The 17144-nt window shown below is 53.0% G+C and carries 17 protein-coding genes; 6 read left to right on the top strand and 11 right to left on the bottom strand.

Annotation, left to right across the window (positions count from 1 at the left end; all coding sequences use genetic code 11):
- Positions 1-31: 31 nt before the first annotated feature.
- Complete coding sequence (locus ONV78_RS26080; RefSeq protein ID WP_279507376.1) at positions 32-439, top strand: DUF3052 family protein; 408 nt, start codon at positions 32-34, stop codon at positions 437-439.
- Positions 440-444: 5 nt separating this feature from the next.
- A complete protein-coding gene (locus ONV78_RS26075) occupies positions 445-798 on the top strand; it encodes a hypothetical protein (protein WP_279507374.1) in 354 nt (117 codons plus the stop codon).
- Positions 799-843: 45 nt separating this feature from the next.
- Here the strand turns inward: ONV78_RS26075 and ONV78_RS26070 are convergent, their stop codons facing one another.
- From ONV78_RS26070 to ONV78_RS26050, 5 genes are all read right to left on the bottom strand, one after another.
- A complete protein-coding gene (locus tag ONV78_RS26070) occupies positions 844-1212 on the bottom strand; it encodes a YciI family protein (protein WP_127968812.1) in 369 nt (122 codons plus the stop codon).
- Between the two features lie 62 nt (positions 1213-1274).
- Complete coding sequence (locus tag ONV78_RS26065) at positions 1275-1646, bottom strand: YciI family protein (protein WP_279507373.1); 372 nt, start codon at positions 1644-1646, stop codon at positions 1275-1277.
- Positions 1647-1718: 72 nt separating this feature from the next.
- Positions 1719-2159, bottom strand: coding sequence for a nuclear transport factor 2 family protein (locus ONV78_RS26060; RefSeq protein WP_279507372.1), 441 nt, complete (start codon positions 2157-2159; stop codon positions 1719-1721).
- 32 nt (positions 2160-2191) lie between these two features.
- The gene (locus ONV78_RS26055) at positions 2192-3019 is read right to left on the bottom strand and encodes a YciI family protein (RefSeq protein ID WP_279507371.1); all 828 of its coding nucleotides are present in this window, start codon (positions 3017-3019) and stop codon (positions 2192-2194) included.
- Between the two features lie 132 nt (positions 3020-3151).
- On the bottom strand, positions 3152-4474 hold the full coding sequence (locus ONV78_RS26050) for an RNA polymerase sigma factor (RefSeq protein WP_279507369.1): 1323 nt from the start codon (positions 4472-4474) through the stop codon (positions 3152-3154).
- A gap of 284 nt (positions 4475-4758) precedes the next feature.
- Between ONV78_RS26050 and ONV78_RS26045 the strand changes: the two genes are divergently transcribed.
- Positions 4759-6303, top strand: a complete 1545-nt coding sequence (locus ONV78_RS26045) for an alanine/glycine:cation symporter family protein (RefSeq protein ID WP_279507367.1) — start codon at positions 4759-4761, stop codon at positions 6301-6303.
- Between the two features lie 122 nt (positions 6304-6425).
- On the opposite strand, the gene ONV78_RS26040 is transcribed toward ONV78_RS26045, so the two are convergent.
- The 5 genes from ONV78_RS26040 to ONV78_RS26020 form a co-directional block, all read right to left on the bottom strand.
- Positions 6426-6671 (bottom strand): hypothetical protein, encoded by a 246-nt coding sequence (locus ONV78_RS26040; RefSeq protein ID WP_241566993.1) that lies wholly within the window; start codon positions 6669-6671, stop codon positions 6426-6428.
- A gap of 82 nt (positions 6672-6753) precedes the next feature.
- On the bottom strand, positions 6754-7998 hold the full coding sequence (gene pgaC / locus ONV78_RS26035) for a poly-beta-1,6-N-acetyl-D-glucosamine synthase (protein ID WP_279507365.1): 1245 nt from the start codon (positions 7996-7998) through the stop codon (positions 6754-6756).
- Positions 7995-9947, bottom strand: coding sequence for a poly-beta-1,6-N-acetyl-D-glucosamine N-deacetylase PgaB (pgaB, locus tag ONV78_RS26030; protein WP_279507363.1), 1953 nt, complete (start codon positions 9945-9947; stop codon positions 7995-7997). The genes pgaC and pgaB overlap by 4 nt, the downstream gene beginning before the upstream one ends.
- A complete protein-coding gene (gene pgaA, locus ONV78_RS26025; RefSeq protein WP_279507361.1) occupies positions 9944-12388 on the bottom strand; it encodes a poly-beta-1,6 N-acetyl-D-glucosamine export porin PgaA in 2445 nt (814 codons plus the stop codon). The genes pgaB and pgaA overlap by 4 nt, the downstream gene beginning before the upstream one ends.
- Before the next feature lie 477 nt (positions 12389-12865).
- Positions 12866-14383, bottom strand: a complete 1518-nt coding sequence (locus ONV78_RS26020) for a 2OG-Fe(II) oxygenase (protein ID WP_279507359.1) — start codon at positions 14381-14383, stop codon at positions 12866-12868.
- A gap of 164 nt (positions 14384-14547) precedes the next feature.
- On the opposite strand from ONV78_RS26020, the gene ONV78_RS26015 reads away from it, so the two are divergent.
- Positions 14548-15198, top strand: a complete 651-nt coding sequence (locus tag ONV78_RS26015; RefSeq protein WP_279507357.1) for a TetR/AcrR family transcriptional regulator — start codon at positions 14548-14550, stop codon at positions 15196-15198.
- 7 nt (positions 15199-15205) lie between these two features.
- Here the strand turns inward: ONV78_RS26015 and ONV78_RS26010 are convergent, their stop codons facing one another.
- On the bottom strand, positions 15206-15700 hold the full coding sequence (locus ONV78_RS26010; RefSeq protein ID WP_279507355.1) for a hypothetical protein: 495 nt from the start codon (positions 15698-15700) through the stop codon (positions 15206-15208).
- 176 nt (positions 15701-15876) lie between these two features.
- On the opposite strand from ONV78_RS26010, the gene ONV78_RS26005 reads away from it, so the two are divergent.
- Positions 15877-16431, top strand: coding sequence for a hypothetical protein (locus ONV78_RS26005; protein ID WP_279507353.1), 555 nt, complete (start codon positions 15877-15879; stop codon positions 16429-16431).
- Positions 16432-16501: 70 nt separating this feature from the next.
- The gene (locus ONV78_RS26000) at positions 16502-17002 is read left to right on the top strand and encodes a hypothetical protein (RefSeq protein ID WP_216735204.1); all 501 of its coding nucleotides are present in this window, start codon (positions 16502-16504) and stop codon (positions 17000-17002) included.
- The last annotated feature ends 142 nt before the right edge of the window (positions 17003-17144 follow it).

Below are 17144 nucleotides of genomic sequence, written 5' to 3'. Positions count from 1 at the left end.
GTTAATTGGGCATTCCTGTCGGGAGCAACGTTTGTCGGGCTATTCAAACACCCCATTATCTAAAAAGCTGGGCGTTAAAGAAGGTTTTGTGCTTTATGCGTCAAATGCGCCGGTTGATTACCCAGAGCTGGTTAGCCCTCTGCCTGACAATGTGCTTCTTGTTGATGCGCTCCGTCCTGATTTGGACATGATCCACTTCTTTACTAAAAGCCATGATGAGTTGGAGTCAGAGCTTGGGAACCTGGTTGATCATATCAAGCAGAATGGCATGATCTGGATATCCTGGCCTAAAAAGGCCTCCAAGGTGACGACGGATATGACGGAAGATGAAGTCCGGCGCATTGCTTTGCCTATGGGCTTAGTGGATGTGAAAGTTTGCGCGGTGGACGAGGTGTGGTCTGGCCTGAAGCTGGTGATACGCAAAGAAAACAGGAAGTAGTCCTGATGGGGAAAATGGAAAGCGTTCCGGACATAACATCAGTTGTTGGGTGGCATCGTGAGTTGGCGAAAGTCATGGGAGTCAATCCTTTGCCGAATGATCAGGCAAGGCGACTTACCAGGCATCTGTTATTCGACGAGACCTATGCAGAGATGACGGGAAAAGAGGGTTGGGCTTGTTATGTAGAATGGCTACTGACCGCATCTGAGCTGACGTTACTTCTGTTTTCTCATTTTTATACTAAGCTGTTGGCTCACAATGAGGTCAAACAGTATCCGACTTTTCAGAAGCATGCAGAAAGCGATTTGCTTGATAAACTAGATCAGGCCTTATTTGCTAAAAGGATTGCTGCGCATTGAGTGCTGCTTAGTTGAGTCCTCAAAGATCAGCCAGAGGCCGCCGGTTTAACCGGCTGACTCTGGCGCTTGCAGTTCACGAATGGGACGAATTTCAATGCTTCCCAGTCGAGCAGGAGGAATACGTCCAGCGAGTTGGATAGCTTCGTTCAGGTCGCGGGCTTCCATCATGTAAAAGCCAGCCAGCTGCTCTTTGGTTTCTGCGAATGGGCCGTCGGTGGTGGTGACGCGGCCATTGCGGACGCGCACGGTGGTGGCGGTTTCCACAGGTTGCAGTGCGTTGCCGCCCACAAAATGTCCGCTTTGTCTGACCTCATCGCCGAAAGCGATGCACTCTCCGTTCAGCGAGTCCCACTCGCTTTTGGTCATGGCGTTGATAATGTTTTCATCGTAATAAACGAGACATAGATATTTCATAATAAGTTCTCCTGGTTCATAAGGTGCGGCCACGAAAAACGCGCTAACAGCAGCCGTGCTATTTACAGGGCAATGAAGTTATCAATTGGGCGAATCTCAACTCCCCAGCCCATCTCTTCACCGATATTGGCCGCGGGGTGCTTTAACGCAAGTATTTTCGCCTCTTCCAAACTGCTCGCCTCAATCATAAAGAATCCGCCGATCTGCTCTTTAGTCTCCAAAAACGGGCCATCTGAAACAATGGGGCCATTCTTACTGGGGCGAATACACAAAGAGGAGGGTGGAGAGGCAAGAGAGCCTTGCGCGAGCACTGCGCCGCTTTGACGCAGGCTTTGGTCATATTCAGAGCATTGACTGACGATGGCCTGCATCTCAGCCTCGCTCAACTCCGCGAACTTTTGTACGTTGTAATAAGCCATGCAGAGAAATTTCATGATGTCTTCCTATATGGTGAGAGACGGAATCTGGGCGGCGAGGTTTGCTAAGTGGACCGCCCAGATCCTGCATTATCTGGGCTTGAGGTTAAACAGCGCTGCGCCATCGGGTACGCTGAACGGCGCTGAATAATGCTCATGCACAATCTTCCAGTCGCCGTCGCGAAGGCGATAGCAGACGGTGCCGCGCATCCAGGAACTCTGCGTTTCCCCTTGTTCATTCACACAGCCGCAGCGATTGAGAAAGTGGCCGACGGCCAAATCCCCTTCGGTTTCAATGCGCAAATCTTCCACCTCAAAAATCATGGGCCCTGATGTGTAAGACAAACAGGTTTCCCAGTGTTTGCGATAGGCGTCCACGCCTTCGAATTGCAACTGCAGAATAGCGTCAAAGGCGCGCACGTCCGGCGCGTAGTGACCCATGATACGATCCAGATCTTTGGCGCAGGCGGCTTCCACCCAGCTACCCAGAGCCTGACGAACTTGGTTCTCAACGGGATTTGTCGCGTTCATAACGGTCTCCTTTTCGTTGCGTGACATGCTGGTCAGACTGGTTGGTTGCAGTTAATCATCCAGGGAGTGCCGAACCGGTCCACCAGCATGCCGAAGCGCTGGGCCCAAAAGGTTTGCTGCAACGGCATACGCACTTGACCGCCTTCCAGCAGCGCGTTGAACAGGCGGTCGGCTTCTTCAGGCGTGTCCATATCGAGTTGCACAAAGAAGCCTTTGGGTTCTTCAAAGTGCCCGGGAGGCGTATCGGAGGCCATTAATCTTCTATCTCCGACTGTCATGCAGATGTGCATGATTTTATCCTCCCAGCCTGGAGGGTTCTGAGTCGGATCGGGACATTCTGCGAAAGTCACCGAATACTCGATTTTGCCCCCCAGGACTTGTGCGTAGTATTCGAATGCCTCTTTGCATTGGCCATTGAAGAATAGATAGGTATTCACCTGCGGCGGCTTAGCTGACAATTGCGCTTGCAGGGCCTTATGTTGCTCCAGTCCTTCACTGGGCGCGAAATCCTCCAGCTCATAGAGCTGGCGGATTTCCAGCTCGACTTCTCCGTCGCCGTCCAGCGCAGGCCAGCGACACGCCCATTCGATTGCTTCTTCTTTCGACTTCGCCTGAATCATGGTGTAGCCAGCGATAAGCTCTTTGGTTTCCGCAAAAGGGCCGTCGAATACAGTAGGCTTGCCGCCGGAAAACTTGATTCGGGCGCCCTTGTCGCTGGGCTTCAAACCCGTCCCATCAAGCATGGCCCCAGCGTTCGCTAACTCCTGATTGTAGCTCCCCATGGCGGAGATCAGGTCGTCACCAGGCATGACGCCGGCTTCCGTATTTTTGTCTGCTTTACGTATGATCAAAAATCGCATGTTGACGCTCCATTTCTATTTCAGTCTTTGATTGTCAGGGGCGTTTCAATAAATCTATCCCCTTGATGTACTTCCTTGTCGATTAGGAAAACGGCAAATCGACATGCTGCAGAAAAAAATTCAAAAAAATTTTTAAACATCCTTTAATGACACAGCCAGTTCCTCCAGACGCCTTTCTAAAAATCGGCGTTCGGGTTCCTGCTTTGCTAATGCCAGCGCCTGTTGATAGGCGTCCCGCGCCTGCTCAATCTGTCCCAGACGGCGATGCATATCCGCCTTGGCGGAGTGGGCGAGGTGATAGGAATGCAGCTCGCCCTGGGCGAATATAGTGTCAATAATTTCCAGGCCCCGTTGCGGGCCGTCGCGCATGGCCACCGCCACCGCGCGATTTAGCGCCACCACCGGCGATGGGTTGATGCGCAACAGTAACGTGTACAGGCCAATGATTTCAGACCAGTCAGTCTCCGCCGTGCTGGGAGCTTCAGCATGAATGGCGGAGATGGCCGCTTGCAGGCTGTAGGGTCCAAAGCTCTGGGCGCTTAAGGCTTTAGTGACCCACTGTACGCCTTCTTCTATCTGCGCTTTATTCCACCGTGACCGGTCTTGCGCGTCGAGCAGAATCAGGTCGCCTTGCGCATTGGCGCGAGCGGCGCGTCGGGAATCGCTGAGTAACATTAACGCCAGCAACCCCATCGCTTCTGACGCCTCCGCTTTAGACTTCAGCAGTTCCACCAGCAGGCGTCCCAACCGAATAGCTTCTGCAGACAGGTCGCTGCGGGTCAGGCTATCGCCGGCGGAGGCGGAGTAACCCTCGTTGAATACCAGATAAATGACATGCAGCACGGACTCCAGACGTTCCGGCAACTCGGATTCGGTGGGCACTTCATAGGGAATGCGGGCGTCCCGTATTTTAGATTTGGCGCGCACAATGCGCTGGGCCACTGTGCTGGGTGAAGAAAGAAAGGCGCGTGCGATTTCCTCGGTGGTGAGGTCGCATATTTCTCGTAACGTCAGCGCTACTTGCGCCTCAGTGGATAGGCTGGGGTGGCAACAGGTGAAAATCAGGCGCAGGCGATCATCTTCTATATCTTCGTTCTGTTTGTCTTCCGCGTCTGTCGCTTCCGCATAAAGCCGTTCGGCGATATCGGTTAGCGAGGCGTCAAAGCGGGCGCGACGACGCAGATGATCAATGGCTTTGAAACGTCCTGTGGATACCAGCCAGGCGCGCGGATTGGCGGGAACGCCTTCCTGCTCCCATTGGTCGGTTGCGGCGGCGAAGGCTTCATGCATGGCTTCTTCCGCCAGATCAAAATCGCCCAATAAGCGGATTAAAGTCGCCAAAATACGTCGGGATTCCGCCCGATATACCGCCTCAATTTGCTGACGAGCGCTCAATTTCGCGTTTTCTTCCTGCTGCGGCACTTCGGCTTTCTCCCGTAACTTGTTGAATGCCAATATCCCATCCTAAGTGAAGACGGAAATTGCGGGAAGTGCTGACTAACTTTTGCTCGATGCGCCGTTAGGATATTCGTCGCATGTTAAAGACACGGGGCTAAGATGCTGTATAATCCGCTCCGGTTTTTATGCCGGGAAGCCTAGGGCGTTAGGTTGGTCAACCAAAACGACGCCGGGAAAATCCCATACGCACGAGCGTTTCATTACAAAAATAACAGTCTCATCCAAATCTGTAGCCAGCATGCGGCGTCCGGTTCGACAGAGACTCTACGTGGAGATTTTTGATGCAAGATATTGTTAACTATCTGAACGGCCTGATCTGGAGCCCAGCTCTGATCTACCTGTGTCTGGGAGCGGGTCTGTTTTATTCTGTGTTGACAAGGTTTGTCCAGGTCAGGCATTTCGGTGAAATGTGGCGATTGCTCCTCTCGGGCACCAGCTCTGACAAAGGGATTTCCTCCTTCCAGGCCCTTGCGGTCTCTCTCTCTGGCCGGGTCGGCACCGGCAACATCGCAGGCGTCGCCGCCGCTATCGGTTTCGGCGGTCCAGGCGCAGTCTTCTGGATGTGGATGGTCGCTTTCTTAGGCGCGGCTACTGCTTATATCGAATCCACTCTGGCGCAGATTTACAAAGAAGAAGATGAAGGCCAATATCGCGGCGGTCCTGCTTACTATTTTGAAAAGGCCATGGGCCAGAAATGGTACGCCTGGATTTTCGCGATCTCGACTATTATCGCTTGCGGTCTGTTCCTTCCTGGCGTTCAGTCCAATAACATCGGTAGCGCGGTTGAAACTGCATTCGGCGCCGGTTCGATCATCAACACTTCTTTCTTCGGTGAAGTAAGCTTCGCGAAGCTGGTTTCCGGCGTTGTCGTCGTTCTTATTCTGGGCTTCATTATCTTCGGCGGCGTAAGACGTATCGCCAAGTTCACTGAAATCGTAGTGCCATTCATGGCGTTGGCTTACATCATCATCGCTTGCGTTATCGTGGCGCTGAACATTGATCAACTGCCTGCTGTGATTAGTATGATCGTTGGCGACGCATTCTCTCCAATGGCGGGCTTCGGCGCGGCGATTGGCTGGGGCGTGAAACGAGGCGTTTATTCTAACGAAGCCGGCCAGGGCAGTGGCCCTCATGCAGCGGCGGCGGCGGAAGTACAGCACCCTGCGCAACAAGGTCTGGTGCAGTCTTTCTCTATCTACATCGATACGCTGTTCGTATGTTCTGCGACGGCTTTCATGATCCTGATCACTGGCGCATACAACGTTCATGGCGTAGGCGAAGCCTTCCTTGTTCAAAACGTGGCGACGGATATTGCGGCTAATGGCCCTGTGTTCACCCAGATGGCGATTGAAAGCACCTTGCCTGGCGTTGGTAAGCCGTTCATCGCGTTTGCGTTGTTCTTCTTCTCATTCACCACGATTCTGGCGTACTACTACATTGCGGAAACCAATGTGGCGTGGATCAAGCGCACGGTGAATATTCCTGGCATGGTTTTCGTTCTGAAAGTCGCCATCATGGCCTCCACTTTCTACGGTGCGGTGAAAACTGCGGACCTGGCCTGGGGCATGGGCGACATCGGCGTTGGCTTGATGGCGTGGTTGAACATCGTGGGCATCGTCGTGATTTTCTTCATGGCCAAACCGGCCCTGAGAGCGCTGCGTGACTACGAAGAGCAACAGAAGAAAGGCGTGACCGAGTACACTTTCGATCCAGAAAAACTGGGCATCGAGAACGCTGAATACTGGAACAAGAAAGCCGCAACCGAAGCGCGCGCAAAAGCAGGCCAAGCTGAGCCAGCTAAAGCGCGTAAACCGGGCGTCGCCTGATTGTTTCATTGATGAGCTTCCATTGATCTGACGGAAGCGACTCATAAAAAAGCCGGACTTAGTGTCCGGCTTTTTTGTGTCTGCGGCTCAGTCGTCGCAGTTTACTTCGTGTGGAAAGAAGGTTATCCCTCTCCCAGCATCTCCATTTCGGCCTGCTTGAGCAGGTTCCGGCGTCGCCACCACCATTTGCAATGATGCGCCCGCGACCATAGATGGTACAGTGAGAGCGTCACCGCAAGAATGCCGCCAGCCCAAGCCAAAATATCGACGAGAGACAGTTGCAGCAGTGGCGACATAAGCTCTCCGTCATTGAAAAAGAAGTAGTACACAGGATGTAGCAGCAGGTATCCCCACAGCATCCAGGTCATAAGCGATATCGCTCCGTCTCTTAACCAGAGACCTTTGGTGCGCCGTGACGCCTGTGTGTAAATAAGTGTCCTTTGTGTCGATTCAGCCACGAAAAATTTCTCCTCTATCCGGACTTTCCCAAACTGCATGTTGGTTGCGCTTTCTAAACAGGGCCTTGGGCACTGCAATGGTTACCGTGGCGATATTGAGTATCCAGTAGAACAGCGGATACCAAATACACCACAGAAAGTTTTTGAGCAGTCCCTGGTCGTAGTGACGGTCGATCAGAATGCTGACCAGGAACTGCAACAGACATAAAAAAATCATCAGTACGGCGCAGACTTCAAACGTCAGCACCTGTTCCGCGGTGGGAACTTCTGAGAATGTGAGCAAGCGCCAGGCAAGCAGGCCAATCACGCTGTAGCTCCAGTAAACGCTGGCGAGGTACTCAAGCAGCAGAGGCCAGAACCGTAGTTTGCCCTGGAACAGACAGCGCCAGCCGTATTTCAGACAGACCTCCGCACCGCCCTGGGCCCAGCGCAGCCGCTGTTTGTACAGACCGCGAATGGTTTCGGGCATCAGCACCCAGCAGCGCGCCATGGGTTCATAGCGAATATTCCAACCGGCCATTTGCAATCGCCAGCTGACGTCGATGTCCTCGGTCACCATGCTGGTGTTCCAGCCGCCGATTTCTTGCACCGCGCTTTTTCTGAACGCGCATACGACGCCGGAGATGGTGAACAAGGTGCCGTAGATGCGTTGCGCCCGTTTGATCAGACCGATGATGGACGAGAACTCGCCAGTCTGGATTTTGCCGATGATCGTGGAGCGAGTGCGGACTCTCGGGTTGCCTGTGACGGCGCCGACGCCGTTTTCGCTCAGGAAGTGGCGCACCATCCATACCAGCGCATTGGGGTCGAGCAGGGCGTCTCCGTCGATGCAGACAAGACAGTCGCCCTTGGCTTGTTCCAGCGCATTGTTCAGCGCCGCGGCTTTGCCCTGGTTCTCCTGGTGGATAACGCGCAATCTGGGATGTTCCTTGGCGATTTCATCCAGGCGCGCGCCGGTATCGTCTTTACTACCGTCATTGATGGCGATGATTTCGTAATTTGGATAGTCCTGCTCCAACAGGCTATCAATAGTTTCCTTGATGTTGGCGCCCTCGTTGTAGCAGGGCACCATCACCGACACCAGCGGATAATGGCGCAGTTTGAGTTTGTGGTCGGGGTGATTTTTCAGGTAGCGGCGCTCCCAGTGAAAAAAGTAATACACCCCTCCTGTGATCCACACCAGCGCCATGACGCTGGGGTAGAGATAGATACACAGCAGCAGAATATCCAGGGTCATTTCGCCGCCTCCAGCGTGGAGTTCAGCGAGAGTTCTGGACGAATGACGTTGATGTCGGGAATGCCCTTGATGAAATCATCAGGGTAATAACCAAAGCTCTTGATTCCTTCCGCAGAGATGATTTGCATCTGCCGCTTGAGAACTGTCGCAGGAATAGCGGAGCCATCGCGCCAGTCTTTCGCCTGCAGCTCAAACACCAGCTTGTCCGGATCAATACGCTGCAGCGCAGTTTGCGCCAGCTTGCGCAGCCACTGGTCGGGATTTTTCTGCTGCTCCATATAAGGCATGGCCATGACGGCGACATGGTCATAAGCTTTGGCGAAGGCCTCCAGGTTTTGCGAGAACCACGCTTCGCTATCGGGGTTCAATATTGGCTGGGCGTACATATTGCGCGCCAGCAGCAGATGTTGGCCGTCGCTGGCGAAGTAACGGGCGCTGCGCTTGGCGAGGCGATGGGTAACGTCGATCAGGTACTGGGTCTTCAATTCCGCCCAGCGTTTGGCGAGCTCTTTATCCGCCTGTATTGCTTCGATAGAGTCGCCCAGCCCCCATTCCGCATATTGCTTCAGGGCGTCGGGCGTGGCGTCTTCAAAGTCGCCCAGGAAGGCGTCATCGTGGAAAAGAATGCCGTGGAACTTGCCGAATAAACTCAGGTCTTCATAAATATCGCCGATAGTTTCGATATTTTTTTCGTTGAAGGGCGAGAGTCTCAGGTAATGCTCCGGGGCGGGCTTCTGTGTGCGCACATCGGTGACGTAGCTGTAGTTTTTGCCCAAATCAAACGCCAAAACCGGCATCCAGGCGTAGATGCGGGCGCCGGCGCGAGAGCGCAGTTGCCAGGCGACGCGGTTGAATATGTCCGCGCGCACCGGGAGGTGGCGGTTGGGGAAATAAACCGCATCCGCCACGCCATCGCCATCCGGGTCGGCGAAGGCCTGCAGATAAACGGTATTCACCCTGTAACGACTGACTCGCTCAATCAGGCTATCGATATTCTTCTGAATGACGCTGGGATCGGGGTCGTAAACATAATCCAGGTCGACATGCAGAATACGCTTCACCATCGGCGGCTTGGGCTCGCCTCTCAGGATGCGGCCGAAGTGCTCGAGGCTGATCTCCTGATCCATCAAATAGCGATAAACATTCAGACCGGAGTCAGTCACCAGGTTAACGCCTTCGTCCAGAGAAAAGGTGTAGGAGTAGCCCTGCTCCTGAGCGATATCGATGGAGTGACTGTTATAGGCGCCGTAGGGCCATACCATGATGCGGGGCGACTTGAGGCCCCGTGAGGTCATTTGCTTTTTACTGGCCTTGAAGTCCTTGCGCAGACGATGATCGTAGTCCTCTGTGCTCTCATAGACGTCGCGAACTTTGTCATATTGAGGGCTGACGGCGGCGGGCTGCTCGTTGCCGAAAGGGTTGGCGTAGATACCGTAATGCAGGTTGTAAGTGTGGGAAGCGAACTCCACCAGACCGGAGGCTTCCATTTCCCGAATCTGCGCCCAGTTCAGGAAGTGTTTACGGTCCAGATTGGTTTTCCCGTAAAGCACTTCTTTGCCCGGCTCCACTTCCAGCCACTTGCCCACCAGGGCGATGACGGCTGGATAGTTGTAGAGCTTCAACAGGGGGAAAACGGTCGTGTAGAACGACTCATACCCATCGTCAAAGGTGAGCAGAACGGCGTTTTCCGGCAGTTTGGACTTGCCTTCCTTTGCGTCGATAATCTGCTGGAAACTCACTGGGTGATAGTTGTTCTGCTTGATCCAGTTGAGGTGCTCGACAAAGCGGTCGCGGCTCAAGGTATTGGCGAAAATGCGCTTGGTCGGATTGAGTTTGACGTCGTAAAAGTCGTGGTAGCCCAGCACCACATAACTGTTTTCCGGACGCGCCCAAACCAGTGACGAGAGCAGCGTCAGGCTTAAGAAAAATATCCGGGCGATAGTTTTCACTGCATAAACCTCATTTCAAAATTGGCGAAAATCAACGTGCCGTTTTCAGGCTCTCCGTCATAAGTGGCTTTATCGCGGCTCACTCCCAGCTTGACGCTGACCTGATCCCGCCAACGCCATTGCTGGCTGTAACTGATTTCCCAGCCGGTGGCAGGGTCGTAACCTTCCTGGCGATATTGATTCACGCTGGTCTCCAGAAACTGATCCAGGTCCCAATCGTCAGACACCTTGATGCGGTAGCTGTGGCGAAGCTCTGCGCCATAATTGCGGTCTGACTCAGGGTTGAAGTAGCTGGTTGCAACGTCATCGTTGTCGCTGCCGCCAGCGCTGATGACGCCCGATAATTTGTATCGCGGGGTTTGCCATAGTTGGGTTTCCAGCCAGGCGCCGATGGCTTGACGATCATTGCCGTCAGTAAAGTCGCTGAGAGAGGCGGAAGCACCCAAGGAAACGCGGGGGTTTAATTTGTACGTCGCGCCAAGTCCCCATTGACTCATATAGCTGCCGTCGTAAAGGCCTCTTAGCGGGGTTTCCGATGGGTTGTAGCGATAGCTCGCCTGTATCGACAAATCGTCAAACAGGGACCAGCTGGCCGCGCTCCAAAAGTAGGCTTTGTCGTTAAGTTTGCCGCCTGAGCCAGTTTCCACTTCCAGGGTGAACGGATAAAAGCTCAGATCAGCGCCGACGCCGGTGTAACGTGCGAAGAGGTCACGCTCCTCCCATTCGCCATACATTTTCTGGTCATGAATAAAGAGGCGTTGCCCTTCCCAGCGCGGCGAATATAACCGTGCGTCATAACGCCATTCTCTGGCGTTCTTCGCCTGTCCTGGCTCGCTGCTGCTGGATTTTACGCGGCTGGCGTCGACGCTCACGAAAGGCGCTGAGGCTTCATTCCACCGCTTGTTGACTTCTCTTTGCTCATAATCGGCATAGGCGGTGTTCAGCTCTTCGCGTTTGGCGTTGAGTCCCCGCCAGTCGCCTTTCTCCAGTTGCGTCAGCCACAAGCTACGCTTGGCGCTGCCTTGGGCGTTGCCGGAGAGCATGGATTCGGCGCGACGATAGCTATATTCCGCATCACTGAAGCGGCCTTGCCAGCGCTGCACATTGCCAAGATCCATCCACAGCCAGGGGTTGCCGGGCGCCTCCACCAGCGCGTCTTGCAACGATTTTTCCGCTGCATCCAGGTCGCCGCTCCAAGCCTGATGAATAATGCTTTGCTCGCGCAGCTGCTGGTAATTTTCATTGTTGACTTTAAAGCTGCCGGTGAAATCCCAGCGCTTTGGAGGCTGTGCTTCCAGCAGTTTTTGCAGCAAGGCGCCGCCTTCCTCATATTGTTCGGCGTCCATGTGCGTGTAATACAGTTTCTTGCCCAGCTCTAAAGTTGGCGTTTGTGCATAAAGCTTCTTGAATATCGGCAAGGCTTTAAAGGGGCGACGAGTGGCTGCGTATAAATCCGCACGCGCTTCCTCTATATAGGCGGGCAGCGGCTGTCGCGCTTCGATGGCTGGCAGCAAGTCGCTGGCTTCATTGAAGCGTTTGGCGACGACCAGCCCATAGAAAATATCCAGCTCGATATTGCCGCGAAGGGCGTGGTTCGCTGGCACTTTTTCGTATAACGCCCGCAGGTCGGCAATGCCTTTATCCAGAATATCCGGACGGGATGACTTGGCGCCGCTGCGGATGTTCAAGGTGGACTTGTAGTACTCAAGCCAATAATGGTCGATGCCTTTGAACCAGTCAGGGTGCGCTTTGACGATTCTCTCCGCTGCGGTGGCGGCGCCCAGGTCAATAGCGGCTTTATAAAGACGCAATCCAATGTCCCGGTTGTCGGGGGAGAAGTTGTAGTAATCCTGCAGAACGCCGACTTCGCCGACCTTGTCCTGCAATACCGTCATGACGTAAAGCTCGTTCTCAAAGCGCTCGATGCTGGGGCGAGTCAACTCACGGTAGTTGGCGATGGCTTTCTGAGCATGAATATCCTCACCCATTTCAGCGCTGGTCAGCGCCAGTCCCAGCCATGCGTCACGGCTTTTCGGGCTGCGTTTGGTCAGGAGTCGGTAGTGTTCCGCCGCTGCGGCGAAGTTTTTCTGATTGCGCTGCGCTTTGGCCAGTATCGCCACACTGTCGTTATTTAGCGTTTTGGGGGCGCATGGATTACATAGCGCAAGTGCGCTATCCAGTTCGCCGTTCCAGGAGTACAGCGCAATCAGGTCGTTCAGAACCGCTTTATCATGGGTTTGCTTGTATAGCTTGGAGAGGCCTTTGATTGCTTCCTTTAAATGTCCTGCGCGGGCGGATATGACGAACTGTTCCCGTTTTTCGTCGACGGGGCTTGCAGCCAGAGCGGGAATAGCCTGAGAAATGGCGACCGCGCTGACAATCAGGCGCGCAAGTTTGCGCGCGGATAGCCGTTTAGACGGCTCCGTAGGAAATAGAGTCATCGATTTGTAGCCCATTAAGCGTTAAGTCCCTCTAAACAATGGGAGAAATGAACCGCAGGAACTGCTGTACGATCCTTCTGTTAGAGGTCGGAGGCGCTTGCTGAAGTTGTGGTAGTGTCGTTTCGCGCGTCAAGTTATTGACGAGGTTCAATTGCATTTGCAGTTTGCTGGCGTCGTAAAAAAAGCTGACGCCAAAAAATTGATAAAACCTAATTAATTCAATAGCTTGCGAGCATCGCCATTTAACCCGAAAAGACCTGGGCAGAAAAATAGGTTGATATGGCTATAACAAAAGTGGTGATAGGCGACAAAAAAGGACTAGGGAAATTGCTGGAGACTTGGTTTTTGAGAAGGGGGAAATTAGTGTAGATGGCTTAGGCGAAAATTTCTGTGAGGCGCGTCGCACAAGGGGGCTGGGCGGAGATAACGCTTTCATTTTATGGTGGGCGAGCCATGCTGAGTCGCTTTTGTCGTTGATCAAAGTGAATGAAATATCACACGTCCGTCATAAGAGGCGGATAAGAATCTTTGCTCACCATAAGGGCATAGCGAGGTGACGAAATTTTCGTGGCTGACGTCCTCACTGAGTACAGTTCCCGCCAAGCTCCAGCGTTTGATTCGGCAGTCTTCTCCCGCGCTTATAAGTTGATTTCCTGCTCCGGCAAACAGGCTTCTTACGATGCTGTTATGAGCCTTCCAGACGTTCTTCACATAAGGTTCCGGTAATAAATCGATGTGTAATATATGACCTGTACCAGTCCCGGCGAAGACGCTGTGAGCCGCGCCGTACAAGGCCAGGCAACGAATCGGGCCAGCATTGGGGGATAGGTGAAAGTAGCGTTCGCGCGTATCTGTTCGCCAGAAGCACAACGAGCCGTCTTCTCCGCCGCTGACGGCCTTTTCTTGTCCCAATGAGGCGAGATCCCATACCCAGCCCGGACGTCCCGTCAGCGTCCCCTGGAGCGTCAGATCATGATCCCAGAGACGAATAGCGCCGTCTGAACCCGTGGTGACGATTCGGTTCTCGTCCAAGACTGAAACATGCAATGGCGTCGGGCAAAAGGTGTTAATTTTCCTGACGTGAAAATAGCCCGTTTCACGCTGTTCCCATTTACTGATGGTCCCATCTCGAGAGACGGAGAAAAGATCATCTTTGGCGTTTGAACATAAATCCAGGACGGAGTTTGCGTGTTGGGACAGTGTCTGCAGCAATTGCTTCTGTGGACCCCATATGCGGATGGTTTTATCCCGTGACGCCGTGGCGAAACGTCCGCCTGAAAGCGTCGCTATCTTCCAGATATAACCGTTGTGGGCATGCAGAGTATGTGGATTCAATAGTGCAGGGATCGCGCTGATCGAGCGTGACGGTTGATAGATCAGGTCGCTGCGCAGAATGTATTTTTCTCCGCTCAGGACGGTGTCGCCGCTGTGCCAGAGGCTGTGGTCAAACACGATCAGGTCGCCGCGACGGGGCGTAAATCGAGCGCTTATTTCCGTCGCGGAAGCATCTTTGAAAAACAGGGTGTCGCCGCCGCTGAACTCTGCAGCATCATTGAGATAGAGCAGAAAGGTCAGTTTTGATTCCGAGCCGTCAGGACAGGCATAAACCCCGTCCTGATGGGGAAAGAAACTTTGCCCGGCGCTATAGCGGCAAAGGCGCAGACGAGGATTCAGTGAGCGTAGACCCCACGCAGGGATGCTCGCTGCGTCAGGCAGGTTCTGAGGCAGGAGCTTGCGGCAGATCTCAAACAAACGCAGCGCCAGCATAGGATCATCCGCCACCTGCCTGTCGTTATTGCGGTAGCTGGTTGGATATTTTGCGTCCGCAGCGCTGAATCCACGGGCAAGGGCGTCCGCCAATAGTTGCTCACAAATAACCTCGGAAAAAACGCCACGCAGAACGAAACATTCTTTCTTCAATTCCGGCGCTAAATCGATGCGTTGGACGCCGACTGACGTGTGTTGAGAGGTGTTAAAACGACTGACGCTTTTCATAAGCCCGTTTTCCTCCATCGATACCGAAATGTCGCAGTGAATTGCATTTTGTATAAGTTGGTCAACCAACCAAAAATAGATTAAAAGCAAACTGTCGCGACGGCAATAGAAATTTGGTTAAATGACCAAAATATTTCCGGGGCTAAATTTGGGGAACGGCGGCGATGGGGAGAAAGTCCAATACCGAAGAGCGTCGCATGCAGATAGTGAACGCACTGTTGCGTGTGATGACGAAAAAGGGCTACGACGGCGCGACAATCCAGGCGATCGCTGCGGAGGCGGGTCTGACGCCGGGACTGATTCACTATCATTTCAAAGCCAAGCGGGAAATTTTATTGGCGCTGGTCGAGTATGTCGTCAGCATTGGCGAAACCCGCTACCGTAGACTGAGTGTCGACGCGCAAACGCCTGAGCAGCAATTGCGGGCGTTTGTCGACGCAAGGTTGGCGCTAGGGAAGGGCGCTGATCCAGAGGCGGTGAAAGCCTGGGTGTTGATTGGCGCCGAGGCGGTGCGGGTGGATGACGTCAGGGAGTTGTATTGCGAAGCCATCGCTATGCAAATGAAAGAGTTGGCGCAACTATTGTGGAATATCGCAGGAGATCGTTTGGCGGCGGAGGAGATTCGTAAGCTGGCGGCGATGGTTCTTGCGACGATGGAAGGCGCTTATCAACTGGCGGTGACTAACCCGGATTCCATGCCCAAGAATTTTGCGGCGGAGATGGTGATGGAGACTATCGTCAAAGCATGCGGCGGAGAACTTTCCGGCGCTAAACCCGCGCCGCCGGGGCGGAGAAGAAAGAGCGATACTCGTTGAGGCTCCACTATTTGGGCGCGTTGGTTTTCCCTTCTTCTATATCTTCTGCGACCTGGATTTCAGCGACGAGTGTCTGCTTGAGATAATCAATGCCCGGCCTCAGAGTCAGCTCCCAGGCCTGTCTCACTTCATCGCTGTAGGCATGGTCATGGCGAAGGACAGTTTCCAGCAAACAGCTCAACCATAATTCGTACATAGAGGGCGTCAGTCCCATCGTTTGATGGTTATGCGATGCTTCAATCAATCTCAATGTATCATCAGGCCGCCCGTTGGTGGCGTATTCCTCCAGGGCGTAAACTGCTGAGCGAACGGCATGCACCTGTCGTTCTATGGGGCGGCGATTGAATATGGCGCTGACGTCGGCGTCAGAGGCCTTGAGGCGTACATAGAAATCATCGACAAAGCGCACATCGCTACCCACATCGCAAAAGCAGCGCGCAAAGCTGTCTCGGAAGGCGTTCAGGTTGTGCTCGGGTACTAATCTGGCGGTGTTTTCATTCATAAAAAAAGTATGGTCTCGCATACTCAGATGCGCAATGTAACCTCTCCTGATGTGTGTTTAGTCGTTTTGCCTGTAATGATGGCGATTAGCTTGGTTGCGGGATGCACTTGGAGTAATCTACGTCGACTCGCAGTATGGCCGTCGTGGGTTCTATTTTTATTCTCAAAGGAGACGCTATGCTCGAGCATGGAAAGCAGTCCTTCACCCTGACTCTCGCTCTGGCCGCCGCATGTGGCGCATTGGTGTACGCCGCCAACCTACATCTGACGATACATCCTCTACAGCTTAAGAATGCGGAGCTGGAGCTTCAGCTACAAAACCGTATTTCGGAAGTGACCAACGCGGAGATTTACCGGGAGCTGGAACGCAAGTACGCGATGACATTGGTGGAGCGCAACATGCTGTTAAGCGCTAATTCGGAGAACTCCAACCTGCACTCTGAAGTGGCGGAATTACGATCGCAGAATAAGGCTCTGGAAGACATGCTCCGTCAACATAAAGCGGCCCTGCAAGAGCGGGACGAGAGGCTGAAATCATACAGCTCGCAGAGATTAATCCTCGATCGCATCGATGAGCTGCGCAAGGAACAGCGCCGCATCGATCAAAGCTTGGCGCAACTACTCGCTGGAACCAAGCCAAACGAAAACGAAGTATCGAGACTGAACAACCGCCTGCAAATGCTGCAACAGCAAATAGCGGCGTTGACTGCGACCTTGGCGCCGCAGAGCTAAATAGAAATTTCTTAGGGTTCTTTGTTTTTAGTCTGCGAATTTTAGACTGCTAGCTATTTAGGAATAAGTTGTGGCTGAAGAGTTCATAATTGCAAATCACACCAAACGTCAATGGATTAGCCCCTTTGAGCTGTCTGCCAGTAGTAAGTTTCCCAGTATTTTAATGAGTGATTTTGTCCAGGCTGGGATAACACTTTTAGTTTTTCAAACTAAAACCGCTAAATTTAATGAGTACCTTCTCGGTTGCTCAAATTTTACAAGAAAGCTTCTCGGTTCATGGGCTGAGGGCGGGGTTTCCATCGTGGGAGACTATTCTGAGGAAGCGCTTAGCCGACGGATATCGCAAGACTACGAGAATATTTCATTGCAGGTTATGGCTATGATCTTTGAGACCAGAAGCGCTGGTACAGATGAGGTAATGGAACATATAGAATCTGCTGACAAAGAATGGTTAGTGCTCATCAACCAATTACTGGGCTTGGAGGGAATAGAAGCGATTTTAGAGAAAAGTTTAAAAAAAGCATTTGGCGCACAGTGGAAAGAAGGGTTTTACAAGAGGTTATATCAATGACTGGGCTTGTGGTAAGCATAATTGAAAATCAGGGACGCCTGGAGCCTGTCTACCTTAAGCCTTACGATGATTTACTTAGCTGCTTGATCAGTGGGGGCAGTATACCGTCTTTTCCATTCAGATCTTCGCTTTCCCACAGATA

Origin of the sequence: Hahella sp. CR1 (assembly GCF_029813005.1) — a bacterium.
Taxonomy (GTDB): Bacteria; Pseudomonadota; Gammaproteobacteria; order Pseudomonadales; family Oleiphilaceae; genus Hahella.
The sequence above is the reverse complement of the archived record's forward strand: the minus strand, read 5'-3'. Positions and strand labels throughout refer to the sequence as shown.

What these genes read in the sequence shown, in the direction of transcription:
- ONV78_RS26075 (WP_279507374.1), top strand. Translation starts at nt 445, where the DNA reads ATGGGGAAAATGGAAAGCGTTCCGGACATAACATCAGTTGTTGGGTGG.
- ONV78_RS26020 (WP_279507359.1), bottom strand. Translation starts at nt 14,383, where the DNA reads ATGAAAAGCGTCAGTCGTTTTAACACCTCTCAACACACGTCAGTCGGC.
- ONV78_RS26065 (WP_279507373.1), bottom strand. Translation starts at nt 1,646, where the DNA reads ATGAAATTTCTCTGCATGGCTTATTACAACGTACAAAAGTTCGCGGAG.
- pgaC (WP_279507365.1), bottom strand. Translation starts at nt 7,998, where the DNA reads ATGACCCTGGATATTCTGCTGCTGTGTATCTATCTCTACCCCAGCGTC.
- ONV78_RS26010 (WP_279507355.1), bottom strand. Translation starts at nt 15,700, where the DNA reads ATGAATGAAAACACCGCCAGATTAGTACCCGAGCACAACCTGAACGCC.
- ONV78_RS26015 (WP_279507357.1), top strand. Translation starts at nt 14,548, where the DNA reads ATGGGGAGAAAGTCCAATACCGAAGAGCGTCGCATGCAGATAGTGAAC.
- ONV78_RS26005 (WP_279507353.1), top strand. Translation starts at nt 15,877, where the DNA reads ATGCTCGAGCATGGAAAGCAGTCCTTCACCCTGACTCTCGCTCTGGCC.
- ONV78_RS26060 (WP_279507372.1), bottom strand. Translation starts at nt 2,159, where the DNA reads ATGAACGCGACAAATCCCGTTGAGAACCAAGTTCGTCAGGCTCTGGGT.
- ONV78_RS26070 (WP_127968812.1), bottom strand. Translation starts at nt 1,212, where the DNA reads ATGAAATATCTATGTCTCGTTTATTACGATGAAAACATTATCAACGCC.
- ONV78_RS26045 (WP_279507367.1), top strand. Translation starts at nt 4,759, where the DNA reads ATGCAAGATATTGTTAACTATCTGAACGGCCTGATCTGGAGCCCAGCT.
- ONV78_RS26040 (WP_241566993.1), bottom strand. Translation starts at nt 6,671, where the DNA reads ATGACCTGGATGCTGTGGGGATACCTGCTGCTACATCCTGTGTACTAC.
- pgaA (WP_279507361.1), bottom strand. Translation starts at nt 12,388, where the DNA reads ATGACTCTATTTCCTACGGAGCCGTCTAAACGGCTATCCGCGCGCAAA.
- ONV78_RS26055 (WP_279507371.1), bottom strand. Translation starts at nt 3,019, where the DNA reads ATGCGATTTTTGATCATACGTAAAGCAGACAAAAATACGGAAGCCGGC.